The organism is Sporosarcina luteola, assembly GCF_007991495.1.
GTDB classification, from domain to species: Bacteria; Bacillota; Bacilli; order Bacillales_A; family Planococcaceae; genus Sporosarcina; species Sporosarcina luteola.
The window spans coordinates 15,767-41,610 of the sequence record NZ_BJYL01000003.1 but is presented as its reverse complement, the minus strand read 5'-3'; the positions used below and the strand labels follow the sequence as shown (position 1 = coordinate 41,610).

The following is a 25,844-nucleotide window of genomic DNA, read 5'->3' as shown; positions in this document are numbered from 1 at the left end:
AAAATTGGAGGGAAACAAATGAAAAAAACAGCAAGAAAGTCTTTCCTATCGGCATTATCTTTATCATTAGCGGCTGGCGCAGTCGTCGTTGCAGCTCCTACATCAGCTGACGCAGCTACGACTTCGTTCAGCGACGTAGCACCTTCACTCGATCACCATGATGCAATCATGAACTTGGCGGCACGTGGCATTCTTCAAGGATTTGAGGATGGCAGATTCATGCCTGACATGAAATTGACGCGTGCACACGCTTCTAAAATTCTTGCTATGTCATTAGGTTTGGATACAACAAATGTCAAAGACCCTGGCTTCAAAGATCTTAACAAAAACCAATGGTACTACGGTTATGTCGCAGCTCTTGCAAGCGCAGGCTACATTGACGGCTTCGAAGACGGCACATTCCGTCCGAACGCACCAATGACACGCGCGCAAACTTCGAAAATTTTGGACATGGCTTACAAACTTCCACTTGAAGCAAGAACGGAAAACCCGTTCACAGATGTAAGCAGTTCTGCTTGGTATGTCGATCATATCCGCACACTCGTTGAAAACAAAGTGACAAAAGGCAAAACAGCAACTACATTTGAACCGAATGCAAACGTTACACGTGCACAAATGGCTTCTTTCGTCGTACGTGCTGAAAACTTTGAAAAAGTTGCAAACATCGTAGACGAAACGAAAGCAAAAATCCGCGCAACTGTCCTTGAAGAAGGCACAGTCGAAAAAGACGGCGTCAAAGTAGCAGAAGCAAATTACGACACAGCGACAGACACTTTGACAATGACGGCCTACAACTTGGACGAAGGCGTTAAGGCGCTTCAAGGTACAGGTCTTTTCTCGGACAAGCTCCCTGAACTTGGCGTATCCAGCATCCGCATCGGAGACGGTCAACTAATCGACGTCGTCAACAACCGAGCAGAAGCAAAGCAACACATCATGGACACAATGGCTGAACTCCTCAAGACGCCAGCTGACACAAGCAAAGGCGACATGGTAGCAGACGACATCAAAGTCACACTGTTCGGCCACAGCGAAAGCATCGAATTCTGGGAATACTTCAACGTGAACCTGCACGTCTTTGCGGGTGAATGATAGATAAGTAATAGAAGCTGTCACAGAAAGTCAAAAACTTTCTGTGGCAGTTTTTTTGTTGTTAAGGGGGACAGCGTCCAAAGTCAGGCGGCGTGCGTCCAAAGAGGGTTGTCCCGCGTCCAAAGCCTGGCGGCGTGCGTCCAAAGAGGGTTGTCTCCCGCCCAAAGTCAGGCGACGTGCGTCCAAAGAGGGCTGGCTCACGTCCCAAGGCAGGCGGCGTGCGTCCAAAGAGGGCTGGCTCACGTCCAAAGTCAGGCAGCGTGCGTCCAAAGGGGGTTGTCTCACGTCCAAAGTCAGGCGGCGTGCGTCCAAAGAGGGCTGGCTCACGTCCAAAGTCAGTCGACAGGCGTCCAAAGCTGGCGTTCCCACGTCCAAAGCCTTTTTCCAAAGGTCGTTTTATCAAGTTTGCGAGCAATATAATTTTCAAGTAATCTCATTCCATCTTCTAGACAAGGAATGTCCAAATATGATACGGTCACAGCATGAGAAAATTCCTATTTCTACTAATCATAATTGGAGTATTGTTCTTTTCATCAGGTCAAACGTATGAACAGCAATCAATTATCCCTAACTTAGAAGAATGGCTGCCAAGCAAGCCACTTGAAGATCAGCTTTCGAAATTGCAAATTCCTTACTGGGGCAAGATCATTTCAGTCGAAGAGCGAGGATATTATCCATTTGTTGAGTTCCTCCTGCGTAAGGCAGCCCACTTTTTCATTTTCGGATTACTAGCGATCGCCGTCTACATCATCTTACCCAAAATATGTTACCGGACTCTAATCGCACTTTTCATCACACTCGCCCTGGCAATAGGAGATGAATACCATCAGTCGCTCACCGGCGGACGAACCCCTTCCTCTAAAGACGTACTATTGGATATGTCAGGAGCCTTTACATTTTTACTCATTTTCAGGCTTATTCAACTCGGCTTTGCCAATCGAAGACAAAAACGAAAAAGAAAACCGCTCAAGTATTAACTTTTGAGCGGTTTTCTTATGTTAAGAGCGTCCGACAACTTTCTTCAAAATACCGTCACGACGCGATTTTTTCGTAGCTTCATATTCATCTATGAAACTCTTTGCGTATGATTTATTATATCCATTCGCGACCAATTCAGCTTCCACAGCTTCAATGACACCATAAAATACGGCATCGGTGCTTGACTCGAGGCTTGTTGCGGCCCCCATATATTTGTTATAAAAATATCCGTAACTGATGCTTTCGCCATTCGCCTTCTTGTCGGAGTACTCCTTCTTTGCCCGGCCAATCAATGAATTGATTTTCGTATCTGCCTGAGCTTCGAGCTGCCTGAACACAGGCTCGTACTTCCCTTTCACGTCTGCAACTGTCAGTTTTTTATCCGTGTTAGACGGTTTTGATGGTTTTTTAGCTTCATTTGAATTTGTTTTATCCGCATTACTTTTTGGGGGTGTAATTCCCGCCGTACTGTCCTTTTGGGTTGTAGTTGACCCAGAAGTTGCTTCACCTTCGTTTTCATCACCAGCATCCACTTCATTATTGGTATTCTGCTCAGAAACCTTGCCATCTTCGTCGATGACTAATTTCGATCCATCTGGAAGCTCAATTTCATACGGATTCTCGACAATTTCCGCGACTTCCTCATCTGCTACGTCGTATTCTTTAAATTTCAAAATATATGCCAAATAGGCACCAGCTCCCAACACCAATGCAACCACTATCGCTAAGCTGATTTTCCACTTTTTCTTCATTCTTACACCCGCCTTTTGCTGATACTAGCAGTTTACCATGAATTTGAAAGAGAAGGTAGTTATAATAGTAGAGTTAAACCGTTTGAAAATGGGAAACGGCCGCCACAGAAGGTCAGTTTTCACCGACTTTCTGGACAGCTACTTTCAAAATCATTTAAGGTATCTCGAATTTTCTCTAAAACGACAATAAAGTTGGAAATTTCTACATTTATTTGTGTAATTGAAATACCTGTCTATTTACGGCAGGAATATTATATTTTCGGGGGTTATAATGTTGAGAAAAGTAGCAACGTGGGTTTTGGCGTTTGTGTTTGTTCTTTCATTCGCTTGGCCAAACATGACGGCATCAGCTCAAACAGGTTCTATGAAACTTGTAGTCGATGGTGTTGAAGTAGAAGGTTATGAACAACCATTTATGTCGCAAGAGGATGTATTGATTCCGGTTGAGAATCTATTCAATGAAGCTGGATATCAAGTTTCAAAGGATGCTGCTGGAAAAGTAACTGTAACAAATACGTATTTGACGGTAGATTTCAGTGCTGCTGATGAGCAAATTACTGTAGACGGTGAAGCAACGGATGCGTTATTCCCGCTTACGTTGAAAAACTACGGCAACTATGTTTCTGGAGAATTCCTAAACGAATTAGAAGGCTTTGAAGTAACAATTTCTGAAGACCAACAAACAGTTAATGTCACTACGAATCGTGTACAAGACGTAGACGCATTCCTAAAGAAAATGGTTGCTGCGAATCCGAACAGCTATGCTGCGAAGATGACAATTGACCAATCAATGGTTTCGGACACTGAGGAATTATCCATGGACATGCTTATGGATATCGACATGAGCATCACGAATAATCCGATTGGCCTTTATCAAAAAATGTCAATGACAATCGGTGAAGAAGAGGTTTCGACTGAATCTTATTTCACAGAAGATGGTTTCTTCCAACAGGATGGCGAGAGCTGGACAAAGCTTCCTGAAGAATTAACGGCTGGACTTTTAGAAGCAACTGCAGCACAAGCAGACCCTGTTGCACAATTGGAACTTACGAAGCAGTTCATGAAAGGCATCCATATTTTCGAATATGACGATGCTTATATCATCACTCAATCAATGACGAACGAAGAATTCCAAAGCATGATGGATGAGGCTATGTCTTTATTCGGAGATATGATTCCGGAAGAACTATTTATCGACAATGAAGCTGTAGAAGTGACTGAAGCTACTGACGTTAAAGAAGAGCAAAAGGAAGAAGCTACTATTGTAGAAGAAGAAACTGCAACTGAAGAGGCTGCGGAAGAAGCAACAACTGACGAAGAAGTGACTACAGAAGAAAACGCTGCAGTCGAAGAGGCTACTGAAGAGACTGAAGAAGAAACAGTGGAAGGCGAAGAAATCGATCTTGATTCGATTCTAGGTGAAGTATCCATCTCTATTGACGAGTTTTTCATCGTCACAGTTATCGACAAAAATACTTTATTCCCAGTTTCGACAAACGGCAAAACAGCTATGACAATTAAAGTCGCTGGTGAGACGGTCACACTCAATCAATTAATCAGCGGTATCTTTAGCAAGTTTAATGAAGTGAAGGAAATTAAAGTTCCAGAAGAAATTATTAAAAATGCTGTTATTTTAGACTTAGATTCTGAAGCAACTGCAGAAGAATTGAAAGAAGAGGCAGCAGAATAAGATTTGCGGGAAATTTAAAACCACCAACCTTCGATTTTGAAGATTGGTGGTTTTTTTGAGCAGATCAGAAACTATCCAAGATGCTGAAACATTAATGTATCGTCAATCCCTCAACCTGTTTCTGCAATTTATCCTTCAAATCATTATAATTTTTCCTACTCAGCGGAACAAGCACATCATAGTCTTTCAACTGCACCGTGTAAGAACGGGAGAAAGAATCAGGAGTGACAGACATGATTGAGTGTAGAGGGACGAGGAAGGATTGGTGGGTCCGAAAGAAATTGAAAGAATGGAGAATCTCCTCAAGCCTTTTCATTGTTTCCCTCGTTTCGTACCGCGTCCCCCCTTTGCTCTCGACAAAGATTTTTCTACCTTTCTTTTCGATCAGCCGGATGTCACTCACTAGAATCATGTGGATGCCTCCAGGTACATTTAAACCAATTTTCGCGTCTCTTGGCAACGGGGTTTCCAAAAAGCGCTCTTCCACTTTTTGAAGCGTTTTTTTCAAGCGTATCGGATTCACAGGTTTTGTTAAAAAGTCGACAGGATGCACCTCATAGCCTTCTAGCGCAAATTGGGGATGACCTGTCACGAAGACGATCAATATGTGCGGGTAGAGGGATTCTGCAAGATGCGCAAAACGAATTCCGTCCATCCCTCCCATTTCAATGTCTAGAAATAATAGGTCAACACGATTAGACTCCAGAAAGCTGATCGCCTCTTCAGAGCTATTCACCTCACCAACTACATCCAGGAAAGGATAGGATGCAAGATGGACTTGAAGGTCGTCAATACAGCTTCTATCATCATCCACTATCAGCGTCCGCGCTTTCATGACATTCACCCCCTCTTAGTAAAAACTTCTGGAATTAGAACACGGAAACTGATGAAGCCCACATTCAACTCCGGATACACAACTCCGTTATATTTTTCGACAATTTTTTTCACGGCTGGCAAACCAAGACCTTCATGATGTTCTTTCATGGAAAAGCCCTCTTGGAATAAATCGTCCAGCCTATCATTGTTCATCGTGATTTTGTTTTTCACAGTAATGACAAGTTGCGCCAGTTCTGTATTCAACTCTACACTGATTGGCTGCTTCGGATCGGCATGGCGCTCCACTTCATCCATCGCATTTTGAATTAGATTTCCAATCACCTTGTTAATCTCATAGACCGAACAAGGACAATGCCGCAAATCATTCATAATGATGAAGTCAATCGTAATACCTTTCGCGGTTGCCCTTTCTTTGAATGTACTTAACATCGCAGCGGTTGCCGGGTAATGCAGCGGCAGCAGATCATTGATTTCTGTTGCTGACTTTACCATTTCTTCTATATATATTTTACAAGCGTCATATTCCTTCTTTTGAATTAGACCGTTGATCGCGGTCAAATGAAAATTGAAGTCATGGCGTTGTGATCGGATCATACTGAAAAATGATAATAATTCCTTTTGGTATTGCTGATCTAAAAACAACTGCACTTTTTCGTTTTTAAACAAAATGATTTTTCGTTGGAATACGATTATTGCAACGGTAACAGCCAGTGACCAGATAGTAAGGAACCAACGATAATGCAACCGAATATGCGGAAGTTCAACCGAAGCATAATAAAGGCCCGCGACTAATAGGAATAAAATGAGTATGACGGAATATACTTGTCCGCTGAACGAGATTTCAGGGTCGTCATCACGCAATGACTTTTCAAATAATGCTTTCGGAAATAAGACAGGTGATTTTGTAACGATAATCATCGATAGAAATATATTATTTAACGTAACAAACGAATCGATTGACAATTTCGCGCCAACATCCAACGTCACATCCGCTATGTCAAGCAAAAGGTAAAATATGTTGTACTCCAAGAGTGTAATAATAAGTAAATTAAAAATGACTGCAAGTAGCATGGCTATCAATACTTGTGTAATGGGTGCTTTCAACATCCGGAAAAGTACGGCGAATAGTACTACGAGAAGTAGCAGAAAAAGATATTCTGACGGATAAAAATTATGAGCAATGCCAAAAATGATCCCCAGAAGTAAACTCGTTATTATTAACGGTTTAAGTGTTTGCTGTACCTTCAAGCCAACTAGTGAGAGGCCAAGTAATAGTCCTGTGAGAATTTGAATGGACCAAACAATAATTTCTGTAATTTGGAGAAAAACAGCCATACTATTTCGTCACCTATTTCCAATCACTGACCTATCTATATAAATAGACTACTCACCTTTTAAAATTTTCTTTCAATACTTCATGATAGTTATTATATCGAAATATCCACCCAACTTCAATTTTACAAAGTATGAATTTTAAAAAACACAAATAAGGAATAGATCCTCATTTGCGTTTTTTATGTCATTCTACTGTCGACTCACTTTAATTTTTCTTGAAGAAGCTTATAAATATCTTCTTGATCCGGATGGCCTTCTGCTAGGAAAAAGTAATGATTATCGATAACCAAAACCGGAATCTCTGCTACTTCTCCTTCAAATTCCGCTTGTCCCATTCCAGTTTCCGCTGCGTTTTTCAAATGCTCACTGTCTGGATCCATTTCAAAAACTTGAAGTGTAAGCATATCTTCCCCATTGACTTGAACTGCAAATGATGATTGCGTATCTGTAAAGAAATCCGTGTCTCCATCTGTAAAATTCGTCAGCTCATAACCTTCAGCTTTTAAGATATCTACGACATTTTTGAAGTATTCATTATCCAATACCGCTGAGTTTGGTTCATCTCCAGACGTGCCATCTGTCTGCTCAGTCACATCTGCATCCGTCGAATCAGCTGCATCCCCTTTGTCATCTCCACTACAAGCAGCAAGAGCGGAAACGATCAGTGCCATCAACAATATCATAAAAAGCTTTTTCATCTTATATTCCCCCTATGGATGGTATTTATTTTGAACACTGTATTACTAGTGGTCCAAACGGAAAATGCGTGTCTTTGTGTGTAGATCTGTTAGAAAAATGTCATTCTCTCTTCTTTAGAAGCCTGGATATCCACCAAAATCTTGTACAATTCATTGGACTTCATCAATTCATCATGAGTACCCAAACCTGATACTCCACCTGCATCGATGACAATAATTTGATCCGCCTCTTTGATAAAGTTCATATCGTGGGCAATCATAATTGTCGTTCTATCTTTCATTAACAATTCCAAGGACTTTTCAATGTTACTCTCGGACTGAGCATCCAAGCTGGACGTTGCCTCGTCTAGAAGTAATATAGGAGCATCCTGTATAAAGGCGCGTGCGATAGCAATCCGTTGACGCTGTCCGCCTGACAACCTCGAACCGAATTCTCCGACCTCCGTATCGAACCCATCCGGGAACTCCTCAATAAACTCGAGGGCGTCCGCCAGTCCCGCAGCTAGTCTCACTTCCTCGGCACTTATTTCCCTTTCAAGACCATAAATTATATTGTCACGAATTGAGCCTGAAAGTAATGGACTCGATTGCGATACAGAAGCAACGGACTTTCTCCACTCATCAAGGTGAATTTTTTCGACAGGTGTATTTCCAATGACGAGCCGTCCGACATTCGGTTCATAGAAACGTTCGATCAGTTTAAAGATCGTTGATTTACCGCACCCGCTCGGTCCAACAATGGCCGTCACCTTGCCAGCGGGAATTTCCATATTTAAATGTGTGAGTACATTTCTATCGCCATAACTGAACGAGACATTTTCAAATCTCAAGTCTTGTTTCTCAATAGCAGGCATTGACTCCTCACGCTGAATCCTCTCACTTTCAGAATCAAGGATGCTTGAGATTTTTTCAGACGCCCCTTTTGCCTGTTTCAATGTTTGCCAGTACAATCCATATTGCAAGACATTCGTATGAATGAACTGGACATATAGATAGAAGGAGATGACCTGGCTCACTTTCAATTCTCCAACGGAAACAAGATAAGCTCCGTAGATCAGCACGGTTCCGACGATGATTGCCCGGACACTTTGCATTAAAGGCTCCGCATATAAATCGACGGTAATCCGTTTTTTCTCCGCCTTATATTGCTCAACCAATATATCTTTTCCAAGCTCAATTTCTTCTTGTTCTTTATTGAACGACTTCACTAAACGGATTCTAGGCAGTCGTTCCGCGAAAAACGCTGTGACTCCAGAGTATTGCGTCTGTACACCCTTTTGAGTCTTTTGCGTATAATGTCCAGCAATTGCCGATACGATAAAGATATATGGAACTACCGGCAATAATGCAAATGTCAATTTGGCATTCATGTTATACATGATCACATACGAAGCAACGAGCGAATAGGTTGAAAGCAATACAGTTTTCATGCCTGCGACTACGCTATCGATGAAAAGCGGGTCATCTGTAACCCGGCTAATCAATTGCTGTGAAGGCTGCTTCGAATAGTCTTTCATTTTCATATTCATGATTTTTGACCAAACCGTATTCTGCACATTTCTCATGACAATTGGTGGTGTGATTGAGAAAAACAGTGCCGAGAGTGCTACCAGTATGTTTGCAAGCACACCCAGCAAAATATAATTTCTGATGATCTCATTGTTAAATATGTCGCCTTCAAATAACCCTTGAATATACTTCGGCATGATTAAAGACACCGTTGTGGAACCAGCCGCTACTAGAAACCCTATGATATACAATTTCCACGGCAATTTGGATTTGAAGATCAGCCTAAAAAACTCTTTCCAACTATGTCGTTTAGTTCCCTCCATATATATCCCCCCTTACCTAGATTGCAAGACTCAGCCTGCAGATGAACTTGTATGGAGTTGAACTAAAAGACGATACAACTCATTTGTTTTTAAGAGTTCGTCATGCGTCCCTATACCATCCACTGTTCCACCGTTCAAAACGATAATTTGATCGGCATCTTGAACATTTGATAGGTCATGAGAGATCATGATTGTCGTTCTTCCTTGCATCAATGTATCCATCGCTTCCTGAATGAACTTTTCTGCTTGGCTATCCAAGCTTGCCGTTGCTTCATCCAACAATAAAATATCGGAGTTTCGGAGGATGGCCCTTGCGATAGCAATCCGTTGACGTTGCCCGCCTGACAAATTAGAACCTGCCTCACCGACGTACGTATCAAACCCATCCCTGAATCCTTTGATGAAATCTAAAGCATTCGCTTTCTCGGCTGCTTCCGCCAATTCGGCATCCGTAACATCCCGGTTTACACCGTACACGATATTTTCTCGAATCGTCCCGGAAATCATCGGACTATCTTGAGCAACTCCAGCAAATAAATCCCGCCAATCCGTTAAATGATATTCAGAAATTGGCGTCTTACCTACTAATATTTCACCTGAATTCGGTTGATAGAATTGTTGCAGCAATGAAAATATCGTTGACTTACCGCTTCCGCTCGGACCAACGATTGCTGTTACCTTACCGACCGGGATAGTTACATCGACGTGGCCTAATACAGGCTTTTCGCCATAACTGAATGCTACATCTTTAAATACGATATTGTCCTCCAACTTGGAGATGCTGAAATTTCTTTCACTGACTTCCAAATCGCCATCCATCAATGCGGCAATACGATCTGTTGCTCCCTGACTCTTCTTAATCTCAACATACATCATGAGGAAAGAACCCAGCATCCCCCACAGCATTCCTATGTACATGAAGAATCCAAGCCATTCTGAGATTGTGATGATTTCTGCCTTAACTAGATATCCGCCATATAAAATGACAAGAATATCAGACGTGATGCTCAAAATACCATTAATCGGGTTTTCTACCCACATGATAATGTATCTGCGCATGTTCGCTTTATAGTAATACTGCAAGTTTTTATGGCCGCGTTCATCCTCTTTCTTTTCCGTCACGAATGTCTTGATGAGCGGAACACTCATGAGCAACTCGGAAAGGAATTGAGTTAAAGTCGATAATCGATTGTATGTTTCCTTGAATGCACGATAATTCCATTTCCCGTAGAAAAGATTGAATATGAGATATAGCGGGATATATACGATTACCGATAACGCCAAGCGCCAATCATAGGTGAATATGACCGCCACGACTCCGATTGTCCCGTATATGGTCGCTGCCAAGGATGGCAGATATGATCCTAAAACGGTACTGATTTTTGTCGCATCAGTTGTAATCCGAGTAATCATTGTGGTCGGCTTCATCTGATCAAAAAAGCGCAACGGCGATTTGATCAGCCTTTCCCAAATCAATGAACGGTAACTTACATCGATTTTAGCAACGAGTAGTTTATTGAAATAACGGACAACACCCGACATGATGACATCTGCGACAATCAACCCGACTGTTCCCCAAATGATGTATGGCTTCAATACGCCAGTCGCAACTTTGGATGCAAAGTTTGGAAACGCCAATGTGATCGTAGATGAAAACATATAGAGAGCCGACACAAATATGATCCAACCCCAAGGTAATTTAGCTTTGAACATTAAACGAAAATAGGATTTCCATATACCCTTTTCAGCTTGTTTTTTTAACTGTTTCTCACTGGATGCCATGCGTTATCCCTCCCTCCGTGTCAATTTTAATTGACTAACTGGCTTACAAAGCAGCATCTACAAATGAAAGGAGCTCTGAGCGATCCAAGGATCCTAAATGAGAGTGCGCCACTTCTCCGCCCTTAAAGATAAGGAGGGTCGGGAATCCCATTACATCATACTTAACGACCACTTCATTCGAATTATTCAATACGTCATCCATCGGTACGTAAAATTTCGTGATTTTGAGTTTGCCGATATACTCTTCGGAAAGCTCATCTAAAATAGGTGCAATAAATTCACAAGGTCCGCAGCCATCTGCATAAAAATCGACTAATACAGGAAGTTCACATTCGACTACTTCCTTTTGGAAATTTTCTTTCGTTACATTGATTACGTTTGACATTGTCAGTTCCCCCTTAGTGGTATATCTCTTTCTCTTTACACTTGCTCAACTTTTCAGAAATCGAAAAATAATGTTATACATAATTTATATTTATCAACTCAATGATTCAATATGTTAAGACGAAAACGTCCTTTTCCATGTCGATTCTGTCCGAAAAACTTGTAGCTGGACATAAAGTATAGTATAAGCGCTTACATTAACTAGATGTGTGACAGAAAATCGATTTTATTAAGCGGGCATACATATCCAAATACGGATATGTATGCCCTATGCAATCAATTGGATTGATTTCCTGAGATTTGCAGTGCATTTACTTTGATAGACGGAAGTGTAATTGATCCTCGGATGCGTAAATCGCTTCCAATGGTGCTTATATCGTTCAGTACATCGAAAATATTCCCAGCAATCGTAAACTGATCGATAGTACGAGTAATTTTGCCATCCTCAATCAAGAAACCGATCGAGGCGAGAGAGAAATCGCCTGACGTATAATTGATGCCTGCGTTTGTACCTTGCAGCTCAACGATCAAAATGGCATTGCCAGCTTGAGCAATCATTTCGTCCAACGAGGACGAGCCCGGTTCTAGGTATAGATTATAAGGTCCGACGCCTACCATTGACCTGAATCCGCCTTTAACAGCATTTCCTGTTGACTCTACTCCGTCTTTTTTCGCTGTTTTTCGATTGTGCATGAACGTCAATAATTTCCCGTTTCGGATCAGATCCTTCTTTCGGGTAGCGAAGCCCTCCGAATCGAACGTTGCGTATGTGATTGCGTCTTTCATAAGAGGATCATCTACAAATGTAATATTCTCCCCTGCGATTTGTTCGTTCAGCTTGCCTTTCAACTTGGAGTATCCTTGTTGGACAGATTCGGCTGATAATTGACCCAAAAACGAACCGACCAATTCAGTCGCTGTATCGTACCGGAATATGATCGGATAACTACCCGTCATAATCGAACTTGCATTCAATTTTGAAACAGCTTCTTTAACCGCTTTTTCTGCAATTTTGTGCATGTTCAGTTCAGAGAAGGCCGTCATTGTAAAGTCGGACTCGCCGCCAGTTGCTGTTGATTCGCCATCTTGTGCCGTTAAATATAGGCCCGCTGAAGCGAATGCCCCTTTGGAATGACAATGCAATCCTTTCGTATTGGCGATTAAACTTTCATTGACGACTTTCGATGCGTAAGCTGCTTGGACAAACTCAACACGTTCATCTGCTTTGTACGCAATTCTTTCCAGCTCCATCGCCGCTTGGATCATCTCTTCGGGTTCGAGCTTTTCCAGTGCTTCTGCAAATGGCCTTGGTTCCGCATAATCAGTCGATCCTTCGAACAGATCCTCACCATCATCCACTTCAATGACAAGCGTGTTGTTCAATGCTTCCTCAAGCAACAACGGAATAGAGTCAATGGCGATTCTTTCGGCATACGCATAACCCATTTTGCCTTTATATAATCCACGGAAGGAAACACCGCCCTCTTCCATAATTGTATAATCATCGATTTCCTGATGATAAATGGAGATGGATACTGCTTTACTGGAGGAATAAAAGATCTCCATCTCTTCAAATCCCATTTCAGTTCCCTCATTGAATAGTTCGATTTGAAAGTCTTGAATATTCATCAAGCGTTCCCCCCTCTACCGCCAATTGTTAGCTCTGAAACCCGGATCATTGGTTGACCGACAGTGACAGGCACCGTTCCACTAGACGCTCCGCACATTCCGATACCGAGTCCCAAATTATTGCCAACCATGTCGATTTTTTTCAATGTATCGATTCCTTTGCCGATAATGGCTGCTCCTTTAATCGGCTCAGCTAGTTTTCCATTCCGGATCATATACCCTTCACTCACTGAGAAATTGTAATCGCTCGTTATTGGGTTGACGGAACCGCCCTCCATATACTTAGCGAAGACGCCGAGTTCCGTGTTCGCAATGATCTCTTCAGGCGTCGACTTGCCTGGTGCGATGAAAGTATTGTTCATCCGGGAAGTCGGTGCATATTTGTAGGATTCCCGGCGTCCTGATCCGGTAGGTGCCATATTCATCTTACGGCTGCCCAATTTATCAATTAAATAACCTTTTAAAATACCATTCTCAATTAAGAGATTCTTTTGGGTCTCCATGCCTTCGTCGTCTATATTGCTAGACCCCCAGGCGTTCGGTATCGTTCCATCGTCATATGCTGTTACGAGAGGAGAAGCGACATATTCGCCTAGCTTGTCTGCGAAAACGGACGCTTTCCGAGCAACAGCATGCGATTCTAACCCATGACCGCATGCCTCATGGAAAATGACTCCGCCGAATTCATTGTCAATAACAACTGGGAAATTGCCGGATGGAGCATGATCCGCGAAAAGGATGGTCTTCGCGCTCCGTGCCGCTTCTCTTGCAACCCCTTCGATATCGAGTTGTTCCATATACTCGAGGCCCCCAAAAGAGCCAGGTCCGAAACCGGCAGCCTCTCGATCGTTCCCCGATTCAGCAATTACATTGATGCCCATGCGATTATAGGCTCTACGATCTTCCACGAACAAACCTTCCGAGTTCACAATGCAAATGTCTTTGACCGTGTCGATGAGTGTCATCGTCGTTTGAACGATGACCGGGTCAAAAGAACTTGCCGCTTCATGTGCCCGACGGAGCCATTCAACTTTTTGTCCCTTTGAAAATGCAGTTGGTTGCACCAAAATATTGTGTTTGTTTTGCACTACCTTATTTTGCAAGTTTAATGTTAGATCTATCGGATTGCTTCGAATTGCTTGAGCCGCTTCACGGGCGACTTTCAATAAATTACTTTCACTATCATCGCTAGTAAACGCATAGACCGAGTATTCACCTTTCAAAATACGGATGCCCACACCATAATCGCGTCCAGCCAGTGCGCGTTCCACTACGCCGCCAATCATTCCGATTGTCGAATTTCTTTTATCCTCAATAAATATCTCTGCAAAATCACCACCTGTTTCAAGCGCTGCATAGATGATATTTTCAGCTACAGATTTCTTAATCATATTGTCACCTCTTGTTTTAGTTAGTGAATAAATCTGACATATAAAACGATTACAATTAACTTATCGGGTAATAAGTCTAGTATCAAGACGATTTGACAATCATGTCCTTTTTGACGTTCATTCGGACGTTTAAATTGTAATTCTTTCATTCAATGCTTCTAAGTAATGTTGGACATTTTGTGCTGCGATGCTTCCGTCCCCTGTTGCCGTAACAACTTGGCGAAGCATTTTTTCACGTATATCGCCTGCTGCAAAAATCCCAGGAACTTTCGTTTCCATCTCTTCATTTGTTTCGATATATCCGTTCTCGTTTGTAATACCTAGATTAACAAAAGGCTTGGATAGCGGAAGCATACCGACGTAAATGAAAACCCCATTTGTCACAACTTTCCGTTCTTCACCAGTTTTCGTTGAAACGAGTGTCACACTGCCGACCTTCCCATTCCCCTCGTTAATTTGTTTGACGGAATGGCTCCAAATGAACTCGATTTTTTCATTGTCAAAAGCTCTCTTTTGTAAAATGGCCTGTGCACGAAGTTCATCCCGACGGTGTACGATAGTTACCTTTGAAGCAAAACGTGTTAAATATGCCGCCTCTTCTACTGCTGAATCGCCGCCGCCAATAACGACAAGTTCCTTGTCTTTGAAAAAAGCCCCATCACAGACTGCACAGTAGGAGACACCTTTTCCTCTAAGCTCTTGTTCCCCGGGTACCCCAAGTTTTTTATATTCCGCTCCAGCCGTTATAATAATGGCCTTTGCTTTATACTGTTTTTTTCCTGCATATACAGTCTTGTATTCAGAGCCATCTATCACTTCTTCTATATCTCCGTACGCATATTCCGCTCCAAATTTCTTTGCATGCGCTAACATTCTTTTTGACAAATCCGGACCAAGAATTTGTTCGAATCCTGGATAGTTCTCGATTTCCTCCGTGTTCGCCATTTGCCCTCCTGGGATTCCCCTTTCAAGCATTAACGTTGATAGATTTGCACGTGAAGCATATACCGCTGCTGTCATGCCTGCGGGTCCTGCGCCAATAATAAGTACGTCATAAATTTTGTCTGCTGTCATAATTATTCACCCCATAGTTGTAAGTACGATCATTTATTCATCATCAACTTTAAAATCCACTCGTCCGTTTGCCGCGTTCCTTCATTTCCCAATGTGCAAAAGGCTTCAATCGATTTTTCCACATCATCGTGAATGAAACCATCCGTTGACTGAATTTCTTGATCATTGAGCGCCAATATCGCGGATTGCACAGCTACATTAGAACACGTCGACACCTTCATTGCGCAACCTGCCTTCGCGCCGTCACAAATCATTCCAGACACGTTGCCAATTGTATTTTTAACAGCCGCTTTCACTTGTTGGAGCGTACCATCGAGTAAATAAACAATCGCAGCACTCGCTCCCATACCTGCAGTCGTTACACCGCATAAGGCAGATAGCCGCCCGAATTTAGACTTTATATGGATTGTCACTAAATGGCTAAGTGCCACCGCGCGGATCATCTTTTCCTCAGACACTTGAAGCTTTTCAGCTACTCCGACAACTGGCAATGTTACAGCGATCCCTTGATTGCCACTTCCAGTATTTGCAATAACAGGCATTGTCGAACCCGCCATTCTCGCATCTGATCCAGCTGCGGCTAACGACATCGCAGCCGTAGTAATATCATCTGAAAGAATGCCTCTTTCCACGTTCGCTTTAATCGTTCTTCCGACATTCAATCCGTAATTTCCTGAAAGACCTTCCAGTCCAATAGCCCGGTTCAGCTCGATGCTTCGCTTCACCAGTGGGAGCTCGTCCACGTCGACTTGCAGCACCCAATCGTAAATCTCATCGATCGTCAGCTCGCTGGATTCCTCCATGCCGGATTGTGCAGAGATATTCTCACATCCCCCACGGGCAATCGGCTTACCATCCACTTCGATCAGTACAATATTGCTATGGTTGTCCGCAATAATTACACGCGACGTTTGAGTTTCCGTCTGAATGATCACTTCTATGTAAAGCAGCTTCGCAGTATTCGCCTGACTCGCCTTCACTTTCCCCGCTTCAATAAGCGCGAACGCCTTGCGCTCATCCTCCGCCGTCAGTCCTTCCAGCAATTCCAATTTCTTATCCGGATTCCCCGCGACAGCGCCGATGGCTGCAGAAAAGTCCAACCCCTTCCCGGACATCCCCGGAATACCAACCGACTTCGCATTCTTAATAATATTGCCGCTCGCCTTCACAACGAGTTCTTGAATGTCCCCACTCACATAGCTCTTTGCCGTCGCAGCTGCTAAGGCGATTGCAACCGGCTCCGTACAACCAAGCGCAACAACCAATTCCTTTTCAATCAACTTGTGAAATTTATCCTTTGTCACAATCAACCGCCCCCCTACTCAATAATTCGACTTTATCCACTAATCAGGCGAACATCAATAGACGATGTCGAACGTGGTTGGATTCATGTTTATTCGGTCTGACTGATCGAACCTACTTTATGGGAATAGAAGATCTACCACTCCCTGTACCTAATGAACACAGTTTAGGATGCTTTTGACGAAACCTATTGTACCGGCTTCAAAAGCAAGATAAAGTTTCTTTATATTGATGAAGGGCATGTGAATTTGCCGGCCCTACTTTAAGGAGGAAATGAAATGTCATATGTTGTAGAGGTTACAAAAGAGGAGTTTCAAAAAGAAGTGTTAGAATGCGAATTGCCAGTATTCGTTGATTTCTATACAGATGAATGCGGTCCTTGCCAAGCTTTCGAACCAGTTCTTGAGGACGTTGCCGAAGAATTAGACGGGAAGATTAAATTCGTAAAACATTGGGTCACATATGAAGACTTCGAGGCGAAATCAAATCCAGTTCAATTGAAATACGATATTGTCTCTTTCCCTTCTTTGTATCTTTTCAATAAAGGGGAAGTTGTTAAAACATACATCGGCTATTTAAACCGACAAGATTTCCTGGATTTCCTGGAAGAAGTTCTGTAATTTCATCCAATAAATGCAACACGGCTTCCATGATGTTCATGGAAGCCGTGTTTTTTTATACAATTGACGCTGACAACTGTTTCCCCTAGCATTAAATCCAAACCCTCTGACAAAAATCTTTGCTATTTGGGCATGCTTCAATGTAAGTCAAGTATTGGATTCTATTAAATACATCGCTAAAGCTGAAATCTTTGCCGCTTGCCCCCTTACACATTTCAGAACAAATTGCTTACAAATGTTTTTTTCAAGACAAACCTATGTCCGTTCTCTCACCCTTCATCTCTTTCTACTATCCTATTCCCTAAAAAACATACACCATACCCACCTGTGCCATCTTGTCAGTTTCCTCTTTTTGACTTACTTAATCACAATACAGCACTAGAACAGTTGAACTAGCACAACATAGGACCTATACTATAATAGAAGGAATTTTTTATATCTTTCGATTGGAGAATTATAGAATACCATAACTATCAACAGGGGGCTTACAATGGGGAAATTCAATCGCAGTAACTTATTCAAAGCAACGTTGGCCACAACACTAGCAACAGGAGCAATCGTTGCATTTGTACCCGCCAACGCAGAAGCGGCGACACGGACATTTTCTGATGTCAAAGATATTCCAAGCCATCATTTTTACGAGGCAGTTATGGACTTGTCTTCACGGGGCATTATTGGTGGGTATCCGGATGGTACCTTCAAACCGGGCGAAAGCATCAGCCGGCAGCATGCAGCAAAGTTCTTGGCGTTGACACTTGGACTCGACACAGTAAATGTGAAAGATCCCGGATTTAAAGACGTCAACAAGAACAATCCATACTATAGTGCCATTGCAGCGCTTGTTGAAAAGGGAATCATTTCAGGCTATGCAGATAATACGTTCAAGCCTAACGAGAACTTGACAAGAACTCAAATGGCTAAAATGCTTGTTCTCGGGTTCAATCTCAAGTCACAGGGCACAGAGGACAATCCGTTTAGTGATATCAGTGCCGGCAACTGGAATAAGAGCTTTGTTCAAGTCTTGTATTCCAACGACATTACATCAGGAACGACTCCAACGACCTTCTCACCGAACGCCTTTGTAACACGCGGGCAATTGGCTTCCTTCCTTTTCAGAAGTGAAGCGGCGACAGGTTCGAAGCCAGTGCCAGAACCGGCACCGGAAGTGACTGATCGAAATCAGCTTGCCGTAGAAGCAGCCTACTTCCAAGTCACGGGCGGTACATTGGAGATTCCTCATGGAGACAATGCAACAAATGAGCAAAAATTAACCGCTGTCCAAACGTATGCCACTTCTCTCATTAAGGAGCAAGGTGTTGTTGCAAAGGTTGTCGAGGGTAAAAGGACGGGGCTCTATGTAGTTACCTTTACAAAAGGCGGGGCGAAAACAGATAAAACAATTGCGATGAAATTTGAATCGAAAGCAGGCACTCATTACATTAAAGACGTAAAAGCTCTTAACGCCAAACAAGTTGAAGTGACGTTTGCAACCCCCATTTCAAAGTCAACTATCCTAGATGCGAGGAACGTCGTACAGAATATTTCCATCACAGCAAACACGGGGGCGACTGGGAATCCTGGACAACTTACGGGTGCTTTATCTTCAGATGGGAGAACATTAACGATTACAGCAAGCGGATCCTTTAATGGCGACTATACACTCTCAGCAACGGACGCTATTCAATCCACGACAAACGAGCCGCTTGATAAATATGCGGAAACCCTAAAAGCATATGACACGACTGCTCCGAGACTAGTGTCTAGTTCCGCAAAAGCAAAAACATCGACGACTTCATTCTCTTTATTTTTCGATGAGCCTGTGAATGCAGCAGGTGCTACCGTCTATGTCAACAATTCAGTTGCGACGATCACCAATAATCCAACAGATCCTAATCGTTTGGACATCACAGCACGTACGCCAGTACAAGCGGGCGCAACTGCAAGGATCTCCGTGACGAATGTGAAGGATTACAATAACAACACTGCATCTCCAAACCCGGTGGAAACAACAATTACAGTTGCTGCTGACACGACCTCTCCGACTGTGATCGATGTGAGGGTTACAACTGACAGCAAAATTGAATTGACCTACGATAAAGATATGGATATTTCCTCATTCGCAGGCAAGGCACGGATCGTCCATGCAAATGGCGCAGTAACCGAGCTGTCGGCATCGGCAGGTCGGAATGCCAGAACAGTAGTCTTAACAGGCGCGTCGTCCTTCTACTATGACACGTATAATAGCGTTCTATTTATCGATGCTGATGTGAAAGACACAGCCGGTTACAGCACAGCCCTATATTCAACAAACCTGAACTTTAATCTGGATAGAATTCCTCCTGCGCTAACAAACGTTGAATGGAAAAATGGGGAAATTATTGCAAGTTTCTCAGAAAGTATTACACTAGGCACGAATAACGTCATCACTGTCGTCAATCAAAACACAGGTGTTGTAACGCCGATTACCCTTAACTATTACGGCGGATCAAATACCTCGATTTCCTACAATTCGTTGACGGTCTATCACGATTTGCCAGATGGATACTATCAGCTGCACGTCCCAGCAAATACGGTCGTTGATCAAGCACCTATTCCAAATCCAAATGAAGCGGCAATCCAAGCATTTACCGTTCAAAACTACGGATGGGATACGACTCCCCCGGTAGTTTCCGGAATTGCAAATGGGCCTGTAGAATGGAACTCTCAAACTGTAACGTATACAGTGTCCGATGAAAATAGCGGCGTCAACCTAGACAGTGTGCGCAACATCCTTAACTATACATGGGGTGGCCAACAATTGCCTGAAGGTTCCACTGTATCCACATCTGTCCTAGTTGGATCAGAAGACGAAGCAACATATGTTATTGTAACCGTCTATGTGCCAAGCGATGGTATTCCAATAACTAACACAGCTTCTTTTACAGTTAGCCATATCAGAGACAATACTGGAAATACTATGTATTATACTGAAAGTGCGGACATTACTTTTAACGGTTATCAACATTAACCAGAATTCAACAGTGCTAACGGTAGTATGTTTGGCAATTACTTATTCATAAACAAATAGGGTTCCCACCAAAAACAATTCGTTGATGTTTTTGGCGGGAACCCGTTTCATTGGAGATGATTTTCAGGGACCGGAACCCACATTCAAATGATAATTTATACTTATTCGTAAGAAATTAGAGAGGTAGGAGAGGGTACTTTGGAACAGGATAGTGACAGGACCTTGGCTGGAATTCGTGCGAAACATCCAGTTATAGGCATTCATCTGGCCGGGTTTCCCGTCCGATCAATGATTTTCTTTGCAAAGGTCTCATCCACATGCATGACGAAATTGTTCATCATCAGCATTTTCATCCGTTCAAATACCAGCATTAGCCAATCATGAGTCGCTTGAATGTACCAATTTGACAGATTCTTATCATCGTTTTCCAGTCCATACCGCATCCATTCGTTTACCTGACGGTAAAGGAGTATATGCAGTACGAATTTATCGTGCAACACTTTCATTAGAACACTAGTATCGGCAAGTCTGTACTGGATGGCTGGCTGAAGTGCTTGAACCCATTTTATCTGTGCAGGCAAAGATGCAATCCCCTTACATGTCTTGCATTCTTAGGTATATTCAAAATGGTGCGCCTTCACCATTTTAGCGGGAATAAGCTTGACTTCCTCGTGGACAACGGTGGTACCGATTTCCGTCATTGCGTGATGGCAACATGTACAAGCAGTCTGTTTAAGATTATAATGGACGCATTCCACATCCACATGATCGCGTAAGGAATCGTTTCTCTTTTCCTGGTTTTTTTTCGAACAACGCTGTAGGAGACGAACTGCTGGCTTTGTTCATCTGTATGCTCAGAATAAGGAAAAAGGGATTCATCTTAATCAAACAGGGATCTTTGCCCTCCGGGCACGTTGTATTTCGATTTCTCTGTTTTTAAACAGAACAATAGTTCGTCAGCTTTTAACTGTTGCGACAATGATTCAACCCGTTTTATCAGTTCTGATTCTGACGAGTGGCATGGCCCAGCTGCTCTTCTAGTATTCGGATGACATTCTTAAGATGTTTCTGCCATGCCATTCACCCGCTTTCCGGTTAATTCCGTTGTATTAAGTATAACGAATTCGGCAATGGAAAAAAACTAAATTAAAACGCGCCTTGAGTCGAAGATTGTATCGCTTTTGGTTGTTGGCTGGAAGCCTCCAGCATCCAGCAAAGTGCCTGTTAAAACAAGTTCTTTTCCTCCTGTTTACTCCTTGGCCATTGGAGTTTCCCGTTATCCAATCGTTTATACAACACCGCAAAACCGTCTCCTTCAAAATATAAACATTTATACCGATACTAATTCCTACCCGCGAACTAGAAGATGGAATCGTCACAATGATCTAGTTCGAAAGAGCCTTGGAGTAGAGCAGCCAAGCCATCGATCCCTTTCCGCATATCGGTATTCCCACAAACGATGCAGATATTTTTGACATTCATGTAGTCCAGTCTCATCGGATGATTAGCTCTCTAATGATTGTTTGTATACGCTTCTCCACATCATTTTGGAAAGTGATTGCCAATTTAATAACACAAAGTCCATTGGACTTGGAGGGATTAGTTGGCATACTTACGTTAGAAAGGGAATCCAGCGTTACAGGGAAGATGATTTATGGTTTTTTCGGCACGTTAAAGCATCTCCTTCATTTGATACATCAATCATACAAAGAGATACATTCTATTAATATGCGTTGTTTCATTGGGGGCTCACAGTTGAAAATATAATTTAATTGATAAAAGGCTTTCTTTGTAAAACTCATCTAACTATCAAGTTTTATCACTTGACGAATACAACGGAAAAACCCTCTAACTTATATTTCCAGTTAGAGGGTTTTTCTTTTCAATCAATTCTATTTAAAGTTATTTGGACTTAGTCAATTTTGATAGCTGCGGTAGAAGCAGTTCCTTCTTTTCCAGTTCTTTCTGTCAAAGTAAGAATTTCTTCAAGTGAAACTGTAGAAGCAATCGCACTAACGCTATCATCGTTTACAGAGATTACAAGAGCTAAGTTAGCTAAGTCAGTAGCTAGATTACCTGTTGCGTCAAATGTTTTTCCAACTGTAGAAGTTCCTGCTGTATATGTGATACCGTTAACAGTAACTTTTTCTGTTGGTGAAATATCAGCAACAGTAGATGTTGTAAAGTTATAAACAAATTCTGCAGCGCGTGCTGGTGCAGCAGCTACATAATTACGTGTAACGCTAGGCAAAACATCAGCAGGAGCCCCTGAAGTTGTTAAGTTTACGTTTTGTCCGCCTGTAATTACCACACGACCATCTGAATCAACTGTTGCTAGGGCATCAATAGTAGCAGTTGTTAAAGCATTATTGATTTTAGTTTCTAAGTCTGTTGCTGTATCAGTAGCATCAACGTTGACATTCGCAGTATTTGAACCATCCGCAATAGTTAATGTGAAATCAGAGAAGTTCACATCATCTATAATTGAACTTGAAATCTTAGCAAATGATTCAGTAACAGCTGGCAAGTACGCTGTTGTTACAGTAGCTGGTACAGATACTGTAGTTGGTGCTGGTGATGTCGGTAGAGCAGCTCCTGATCCTGCTTTTGTTACGTAGAAATGATTTTTATCTCCGACTTTTTTATAAGTAACTTCTGCTCCACTTGTAAGTTTTGCAAGGAAGTCCGTCTCAGTCAATGGAGTGTTTATTCCAACGCTTGTTGTATTGTCGAAGAATTCTCCACCTGCATACTTGAAGTTTTTAACTACACCGGCAGCATCTTTCAAATATAGTACCTTAACATTGCTTAAATCATTAAGAGCGATTACTTCGCCTGCAAAAATAGTCGTAGCTGGCGCTGCAGTAAATTGAACAGATGCAGATTGGTTAGGCAAGCTTACTTGAGATGCAGAGGCATCCACAGTAACCGTTGACGGAGTTGCAGATGAAGTAGTAATAGTTGCAACTCCATTTACAGCATTCGCTTTTACCGATCTAGTTGTTCCTCTTGGAACTGTTACAGTTCCAGCTGTAGTATTACCAACCGTCACATCACCAAATTGAGCTGTAACTTGGAAAGTAACTTCATATCTTCCTGTACCTTCATAATAAGGGAATCCATTTTGATCTACAGATTGATAAACGTAAGTAACAACATCTCCAACAACCGCTGACTCAGTATAATCACCGTTAGCATCAATTGTCATCAAGTCAGAATTGTTTACAACTGCATTTACAAAGTATGTTATTTCTCCAACAGTTTGCAAGTCATTAGCGTCTAGTTTGCTATTTACCGTACCGTTGTCAAGGAAAACAGTCGGTGTTGCAAATGCGTCTTTTTCACCTACAAGCTTAAATGTTGCTTGGCCTTTTGTTCCTGCAACTTTAATTTCATATGGTGTATCAGCAAACACTTGGGATTTGCTTCCATCTGCAAATACGATGTAAACTTTCTTGTCAGTACTAATGCTTCCAGCAGGGAAAGTCACATACGCAGATGTTCCAGCAGGTGCCAATTTTCCATTTTTATCTGACACTGTAACTGTATACTCGCGACCACCTTGACCCTTAGCTGTTTCAGCTGCTGCGTTCATAACGCCTTCAGCCTTAACATCAAGGCCCAATGTGTGACTCAGTTCAAACTTAACTGAAGGTGCTGTTGCTTGAAGCTCCGTTGCATCAAGTTTACCGTTTCCAGTCCATTTGTTAGTTACTGAATTAAATTCTCCATCAACAAATACTACTGGAGTAACAGTTGCATTTGAACCTTCAACTGTAAATGTTGCTTCACCATTTGCATTCAATTTGACAAGTGCAATTTGTACGCCGCCAGTTGTAACTTCGTATGGATATTTATTAGCTGCAACTGTTGTAGTTCCGTCCGGAGACAAAACAAACACTTGAGCGTCAGTTAGTTTAGCACCAGTTACAAGCTTGTCTGGAGTTGCTTGTACGTTTTCTTTGAAAGCTACGTTTACATATCCGCCAGCATTTTCAGGTGAGCTGATTTTGTAAACCTTTTTAGAACCGTTAGCTAAAGCGTTACCTTCAGTAACTTCTGATACCGCTAAACGTGTATAGTTAGCCCAGTATACTTTACCGAATGCACGTACGTTAGCTTTACCAGTTGCATAAACTTGAACATTGTCATCAGTAGCAGCATAGCGAGTATATGAATACTCAGCAATACCGTTTTCGTCTGTAAATGCTTCAACTACTTGATCAGCGTTGAGTGATTTGTTAGATTCTGACACAATGTTAAATGTAACAGGAACTCCTGCTTCTTTAACATTAATATTAGCTTTAACAGTTACTTCCTTACCAAGGATACCTTGAAGTGAAGTTGTTTCAAGCGTTACTTTTTCAGGAACAACTGCAGAAATCCCTTCGAATGAACCAAGTTTATTACCATTCAAAGTAATTTCATATTTTTTGCCACCTTCTTGAGTAGCAGTAGTTAAAACTACAGTCTTAGCATCAGTTTGCTTAAGAACTGCATTTTTCACTTCTAAACCTTCAATTGCGAACTTAAGTGAGTTGATGTCAGTTACGCCTTCAACGAACTTAACTTCAACAGTTGTTGTATTAATAGCACTAATTGACTCAACTCCAGCTACAACGCCAGTTACTTTTGAAAGATCAGCTTTCAAGAAGTTGTTAAGGAATGTAGCAAAGTGTCCGCGAGTTGTAGTGTCTTTTGGATTAAACTGTGCAACTGTTGTAATGTCGAAGAAGTCTAAGACATTGATTGCTGTACGTGCTTCAGATTTAGCAGAGTTAAGATCAGTAACTTCTTTATCGAAGTCTTGAGCTTCAACGTATTCTACTAGGTTGATATCTTTAACTGTGTCGAATGCACGAACAAGAACAACTGCCATGTTTTCACGGGACATGTTGTCTCCAGCTAGCAAACGACCGTTGCTTCCGTTGAATACGCCGTTGTCTTTAACAACTGCAGCATATTTCAAAAGCTCATCGTTTGTAGAAGCTTGTAAGTCTGAGAAACGCATATTAGTTTTGTAGTCTTCAGGTACTTCGTAGCCTTCAGATACAAGCCATTTACCCATCATTTTGACTACGTCAGAACGAGTCAATGTTTTGTTTGGCTTGAAAGTGCCGTCTTCGTAACCTGTGATAATGCCAGCATCAGATAGTGCATCGATTGCTGCCTCGTGTGTGTTACCTTTTGTGTCTGAGAAATCTTTCGCGCTTGCTACTGGTGCTACTGCAGATGCCACTAATGCAGCTGATGCAGCGCCAACTACAAACTTACGATACTTCGTTGGTTGGTTAGCCATTGAATAATTTCCTCCTCTAATTAAGAAATAAAATTTGTCATCTACCCCACGGCAAAATGGATGTAGAAGCCATTACACAGTAAAGTATAGATATTAACAGCAGAGATGTCAATTACTTATTAGTATTTTGCTAGAATGTAGC

At 42.1% G+C, this 25,844-nt stretch carries 19 protein-coding genes and 1 pseudogene; 5 read left to right on the top strand and 15 right to left on the bottom strand.

The annotated features are described in order from the left end of the window. The first annotated feature begins 18 nt into the window (after positions 1-18). Complete coding sequence (locus tag SLU01_RS00590) at positions 19-1,092, top strand: S-layer homology domain-containing protein (protein ID WP_170232531.1); 1,074 nt, start codon at positions 19-21, stop codon at positions 1,090-1,092. A gap of 482 nt (positions 1,093-1,574) precedes the next feature. Then, positions 1,575-2,069 (top strand): VanZ family protein, encoded by a 495-nt coding sequence (locus SLU01_RS00585; protein ID WP_147054241.1) that lies wholly within the window; start codon positions 1,575-1,577, stop codon positions 2,067-2,069. A 21-nt stretch (positions 2,070-2,090) separates the two neighbouring features. Here the strand turns inward: SLU01_RS00585 and SLU01_RS00580 are convergent, their stop codons facing one another. Then, positions 2,091-2,822, bottom strand: coding sequence for a hypothetical protein (locus SLU01_RS00580; protein WP_147054239.1), 732 nt, complete (start codon positions 2,820-2,822; stop codon positions 2,091-2,093). A gap of 274 nt (positions 2,823-3,096) precedes the next feature. On the opposite strand from SLU01_RS00580, the gene SLU01_RS00575 reads away from it, so the two are divergent. Further along, entirely contained in the window at positions 3,097-4,512 is a 1,416-nt protein-coding gene (locus SLU01_RS00575) for a DUF6612 family protein (protein WP_170232530.1), read from the top strand. Positions 4,513-4,603: 91 nt separating this feature from the next. Here the strand turns inward: SLU01_RS00575 and SLU01_RS00570 are convergent, their stop codons facing one another. The 10 genes from SLU01_RS00570 to SLU01_RS00525 all read right to left on the bottom strand — a co-directional run bounded on the left by SLU01_RS00570 (position 4,604) and on the right by SLU01_RS00525 (position 16,778). Beyond that, positions 4,604-5,347, bottom strand: coding sequence for a LytR/AlgR family response regulator transcription factor (locus SLU01_RS00570; protein ID WP_147054234.1), 744 nt, complete (start codon positions 5,345-5,347; stop codon positions 4,604-4,606). Positions 5,348-5,352: 5 nt separating this feature from the next. Further along, positions 5,353-6,684 (bottom strand): sensor histidine kinase, encoded by a 1,332-nt coding sequence (locus SLU01_RS00565; protein ID WP_147054232.1) that lies wholly within the window; start codon positions 6,682-6,684, stop codon positions 5,353-5,355. Positions 6,685-6,884: 200 nt separating this feature from the next. Further along, complete coding sequence (locus SLU01_RS00560) at positions 6,885-7,382, bottom strand: hypothetical protein (protein ID WP_147054230.1); 498 nt, start codon at positions 7,380-7,382, stop codon at positions 6,885-6,887. A gap of 89 nt (positions 7,383-7,471) precedes the next feature. Continuing rightward, entirely contained in the window at positions 7,472-9,214 is a 1,743-nt protein-coding gene (locus tag SLU01_RS00555; RefSeq protein WP_147054228.1) for an ABC transporter ATP-binding protein, read from the bottom strand. Positions 9,215-9,244: 30 nt separating this feature from the next. Then, positions 9,245-10,996: an ABC transporter ATP-binding protein gene (locus SLU01_RS00550; protein ID WP_147054226.1), complete on the bottom strand. Its 1,752-nt coding sequence runs from the start codon at positions 10,994-10,996 to the stop codon at positions 9,245-9,247. 43 nt (positions 10,997-11,039) lie between these two features. After that, the gene (locus tag SLU01_RS00545) at positions 11,040-11,381 is read right to left on the bottom strand and encodes a thioredoxin family protein (protein WP_147054224.1); all 342 of its coding nucleotides are present in this window, start codon (positions 11,379-11,381) and stop codon (positions 11,040-11,042) included. Between the two features lie 275 nt (positions 11,382-11,656). Further along, the gene (locus tag SLU01_RS00540; protein WP_147054221.1) at positions 11,657-13,009 is read right to left on the bottom strand and encodes a TldD/PmbA family protein; all 1,353 of its coding nucleotides are present in this window, start codon (positions 13,007-13,009) and stop codon (positions 11,657-11,659) included. Then, entirely contained in the window at positions 13,009-14,400 is a 1,392-nt protein-coding gene (locus tag SLU01_RS00535; RefSeq protein WP_147054219.1) for a TldD/PmbA family protein, read from the bottom strand. Before SLU01_RS00535 ends, SLU01_RS00540 begins: the two co-directional genes overlap by 1 nt. 129 nt (positions 14,401-14,529) lie before the next feature. Beyond that, the gene (gene trxB, locus SLU01_RS00530) at positions 14,530-15,474 is read right to left on the bottom strand and encodes a thioredoxin-disulfide reductase (protein WP_147054217.1); all 945 of its coding nucleotides are present in this window, start codon (positions 15,472-15,474) and stop codon (positions 14,530-14,532) included. Between the two features lie 29 nt (positions 15,475-15,503). Then, a complete protein-coding gene (locus SLU01_RS00525) occupies positions 15,504-16,778 on the bottom strand; it encodes an L-cysteine desulfidase family protein (RefSeq protein WP_147054215.1) in 1,275 nt (424 codons plus the stop codon). A gap of 276 nt (positions 16,779-17,054) precedes the next feature. Here SLU01_RS00525 and SLU01_RS00520 point away from each other — a divergent pair, with 276 nt between their 5' ends. Together SLU01_RS00520 and SLU01_RS00515 are read left to right on the top strand one after the other, a co-directional pair. Further along, a complete protein-coding gene (locus tag SLU01_RS00520; protein WP_147054213.1) occupies positions 17,055-17,396 on the top strand; it encodes a thioredoxin family protein in 342 nt (113 codons plus the stop codon). Positions 17,397-17,886: 490 nt separating this feature from the next. Continuing rightward, complete coding sequence (locus SLU01_RS00515) at positions 17,887-20,403, top strand: S-layer homology domain-containing protein (RefSeq protein WP_147054211.1); 2,517 nt, start codon at positions 17,887-17,889, stop codon at positions 20,401-20,403. Between the two features lie 260 nt (positions 20,404-20,663). Here SLU01_RS00515 and SLU01_RS00510 read toward each other — a convergent pair whose 3' ends face one another. The 4 genes and pseudogenes from SLU01_RS00510 to SLU01_RS00490 all read right to left on the bottom strand — a co-directional run bounded on the left by SLU01_RS00510 (position 20,664) and on the right by SLU01_RS00490 (position 25,702). After that, a complete protein-coding gene (locus SLU01_RS00510) occupies positions 20,664-20,984 on the bottom strand; it encodes an IS66 family transposase (RefSeq protein WP_147054209.1) in 321 nt (106 codons plus the stop codon). Between the two features lie 30 nt (positions 20,985-21,014). After that, positions 21,015-21,161, bottom strand: a complete 147-nt coding sequence (locus SLU01_RS18415; protein WP_373866378.1) for an IS66 family transposase zinc-finger binding domain-containing protein — start codon at positions 21,159-21,161, stop codon at positions 21,015-21,017. A 466-nt stretch (positions 21,162-21,627) separates the two neighbouring features. Further along, positions 21,628-21,885, bottom strand: a pseudogene (tnpB, locus tag SLU01_RS18150) (IS66 family insertion sequence element accessory protein TnpB). A gap of 430 nt (positions 21,886-22,315) precedes the next feature. Then, positions 22,316-25,702, bottom strand: coding sequence for an S-layer homology domain-containing protein (locus SLU01_RS00490; protein WP_147054202.1), 3,387 nt, complete (start codon positions 25,700-25,702; stop codon positions 22,316-22,318). Positions 25,703-25,844 lie beyond the last annotated feature (142 nt).

What these genes read in the sequence shown, in the direction of transcription:
- SLU01_RS00590 (WP_170232531.1), top strand. Translation starts at nt 19, where the DNA reads ATGAAAAAAACAGCAAGAAAGTCTTTCCTATCGGCATTATCTTTATCA.
- SLU01_RS00585 (WP_147054241.1), top strand. Translation starts at nt 1,575, where the DNA reads ATGAGAAAATTCCTATTTCTACTAATCATAATTGGAGTATTGTTCTTT.
- SLU01_RS00580 (WP_147054239.1), bottom strand. Translation starts at nt 2,822, where the DNA reads ATGAAGAAAAAGTGGAAAATCAGCTTAGCGATAGTGGTTGCATTGGTG.
- SLU01_RS00570 (WP_147054234.1), bottom strand. Translation starts at nt 5,347, where the DNA reads ATGAAAGCGCGGACGCTGATAGTGGATGATGATAGAAGCTGTATTGAC.
- SLU01_RS00565 (WP_147054232.1), bottom strand. Translation starts at nt 6,684, where the DNA reads ATGGCTGTTTTTCTCCAAATTACAGAAATTATTGTTTGGTCCATTCAA.
- SLU01_RS00560 (WP_147054230.1), bottom strand. Translation starts at nt 7,382, where the DNA reads ATGAAAAAGCTTTTTATGATATTGTTGATGGCACTGATCGTTTCCGCT.
- SLU01_RS00555 (WP_147054228.1), bottom strand. Translation starts at nt 9,214, where the DNA reads ATGGAGGGAACTAAACGACATAGTTGGAAAGAGTTTTTTAGGCTGATC.
- SLU01_RS00550 (WP_147054226.1), bottom strand. Translation starts at nt 10,996, where the DNA reads ATGGCATCCAGTGAGAAACAGTTAAAAAAACAAGCTGAAAAGGGTATA.
- SLU01_RS00545 (WP_147054224.1), bottom strand. Translation starts at nt 11,381, where the DNA reads ATGTCAAACGTAATCAATGTAACGAAAGAAAATTTCCAAAAGGAAGTA.
- SLU01_RS00540 (WP_147054221.1), bottom strand. Translation starts at nt 13,009, where the DNA reads ATGAATATTCAAGACTTTCAAATCGAACTATTCAATGAGGGAACTGAA.
- SLU01_RS00535 (WP_147054219.1), bottom strand. Translation starts at nt 14,400, where the DNA reads ATGATTAAGAAATCTGTAGCTGAAAATATCATCTATGCAGCGCTTGAA.
- trxB (WP_147054217.1), bottom strand. Translation starts at nt 15,474, where the DNA reads ATGACAGCAGACAAAATTTATGACGTACTTATTATTGGCGCAGGACCC.
- SLU01_RS00520 (WP_147054213.1), top strand. Translation starts at nt 17,055, where the DNA reads ATGTCATATGTTGTAGAGGTTACAAAAGAGGAGTTTCAAAAAGAAGTG.
- SLU01_RS00515 (WP_147054211.1), top strand. Translation starts at nt 17,887, where the DNA reads ATGGGGAAATTCAATCGCAGTAACTTATTCAAAGCAACGTTGGCCACA.
- SLU01_RS00490 (WP_147054202.1), bottom strand. Translation starts at nt 25,702, where the DNA reads ATGGCTAACCAACCAACGAAGTATCGTAAGTTTGTAGTTGGCGCTGCA.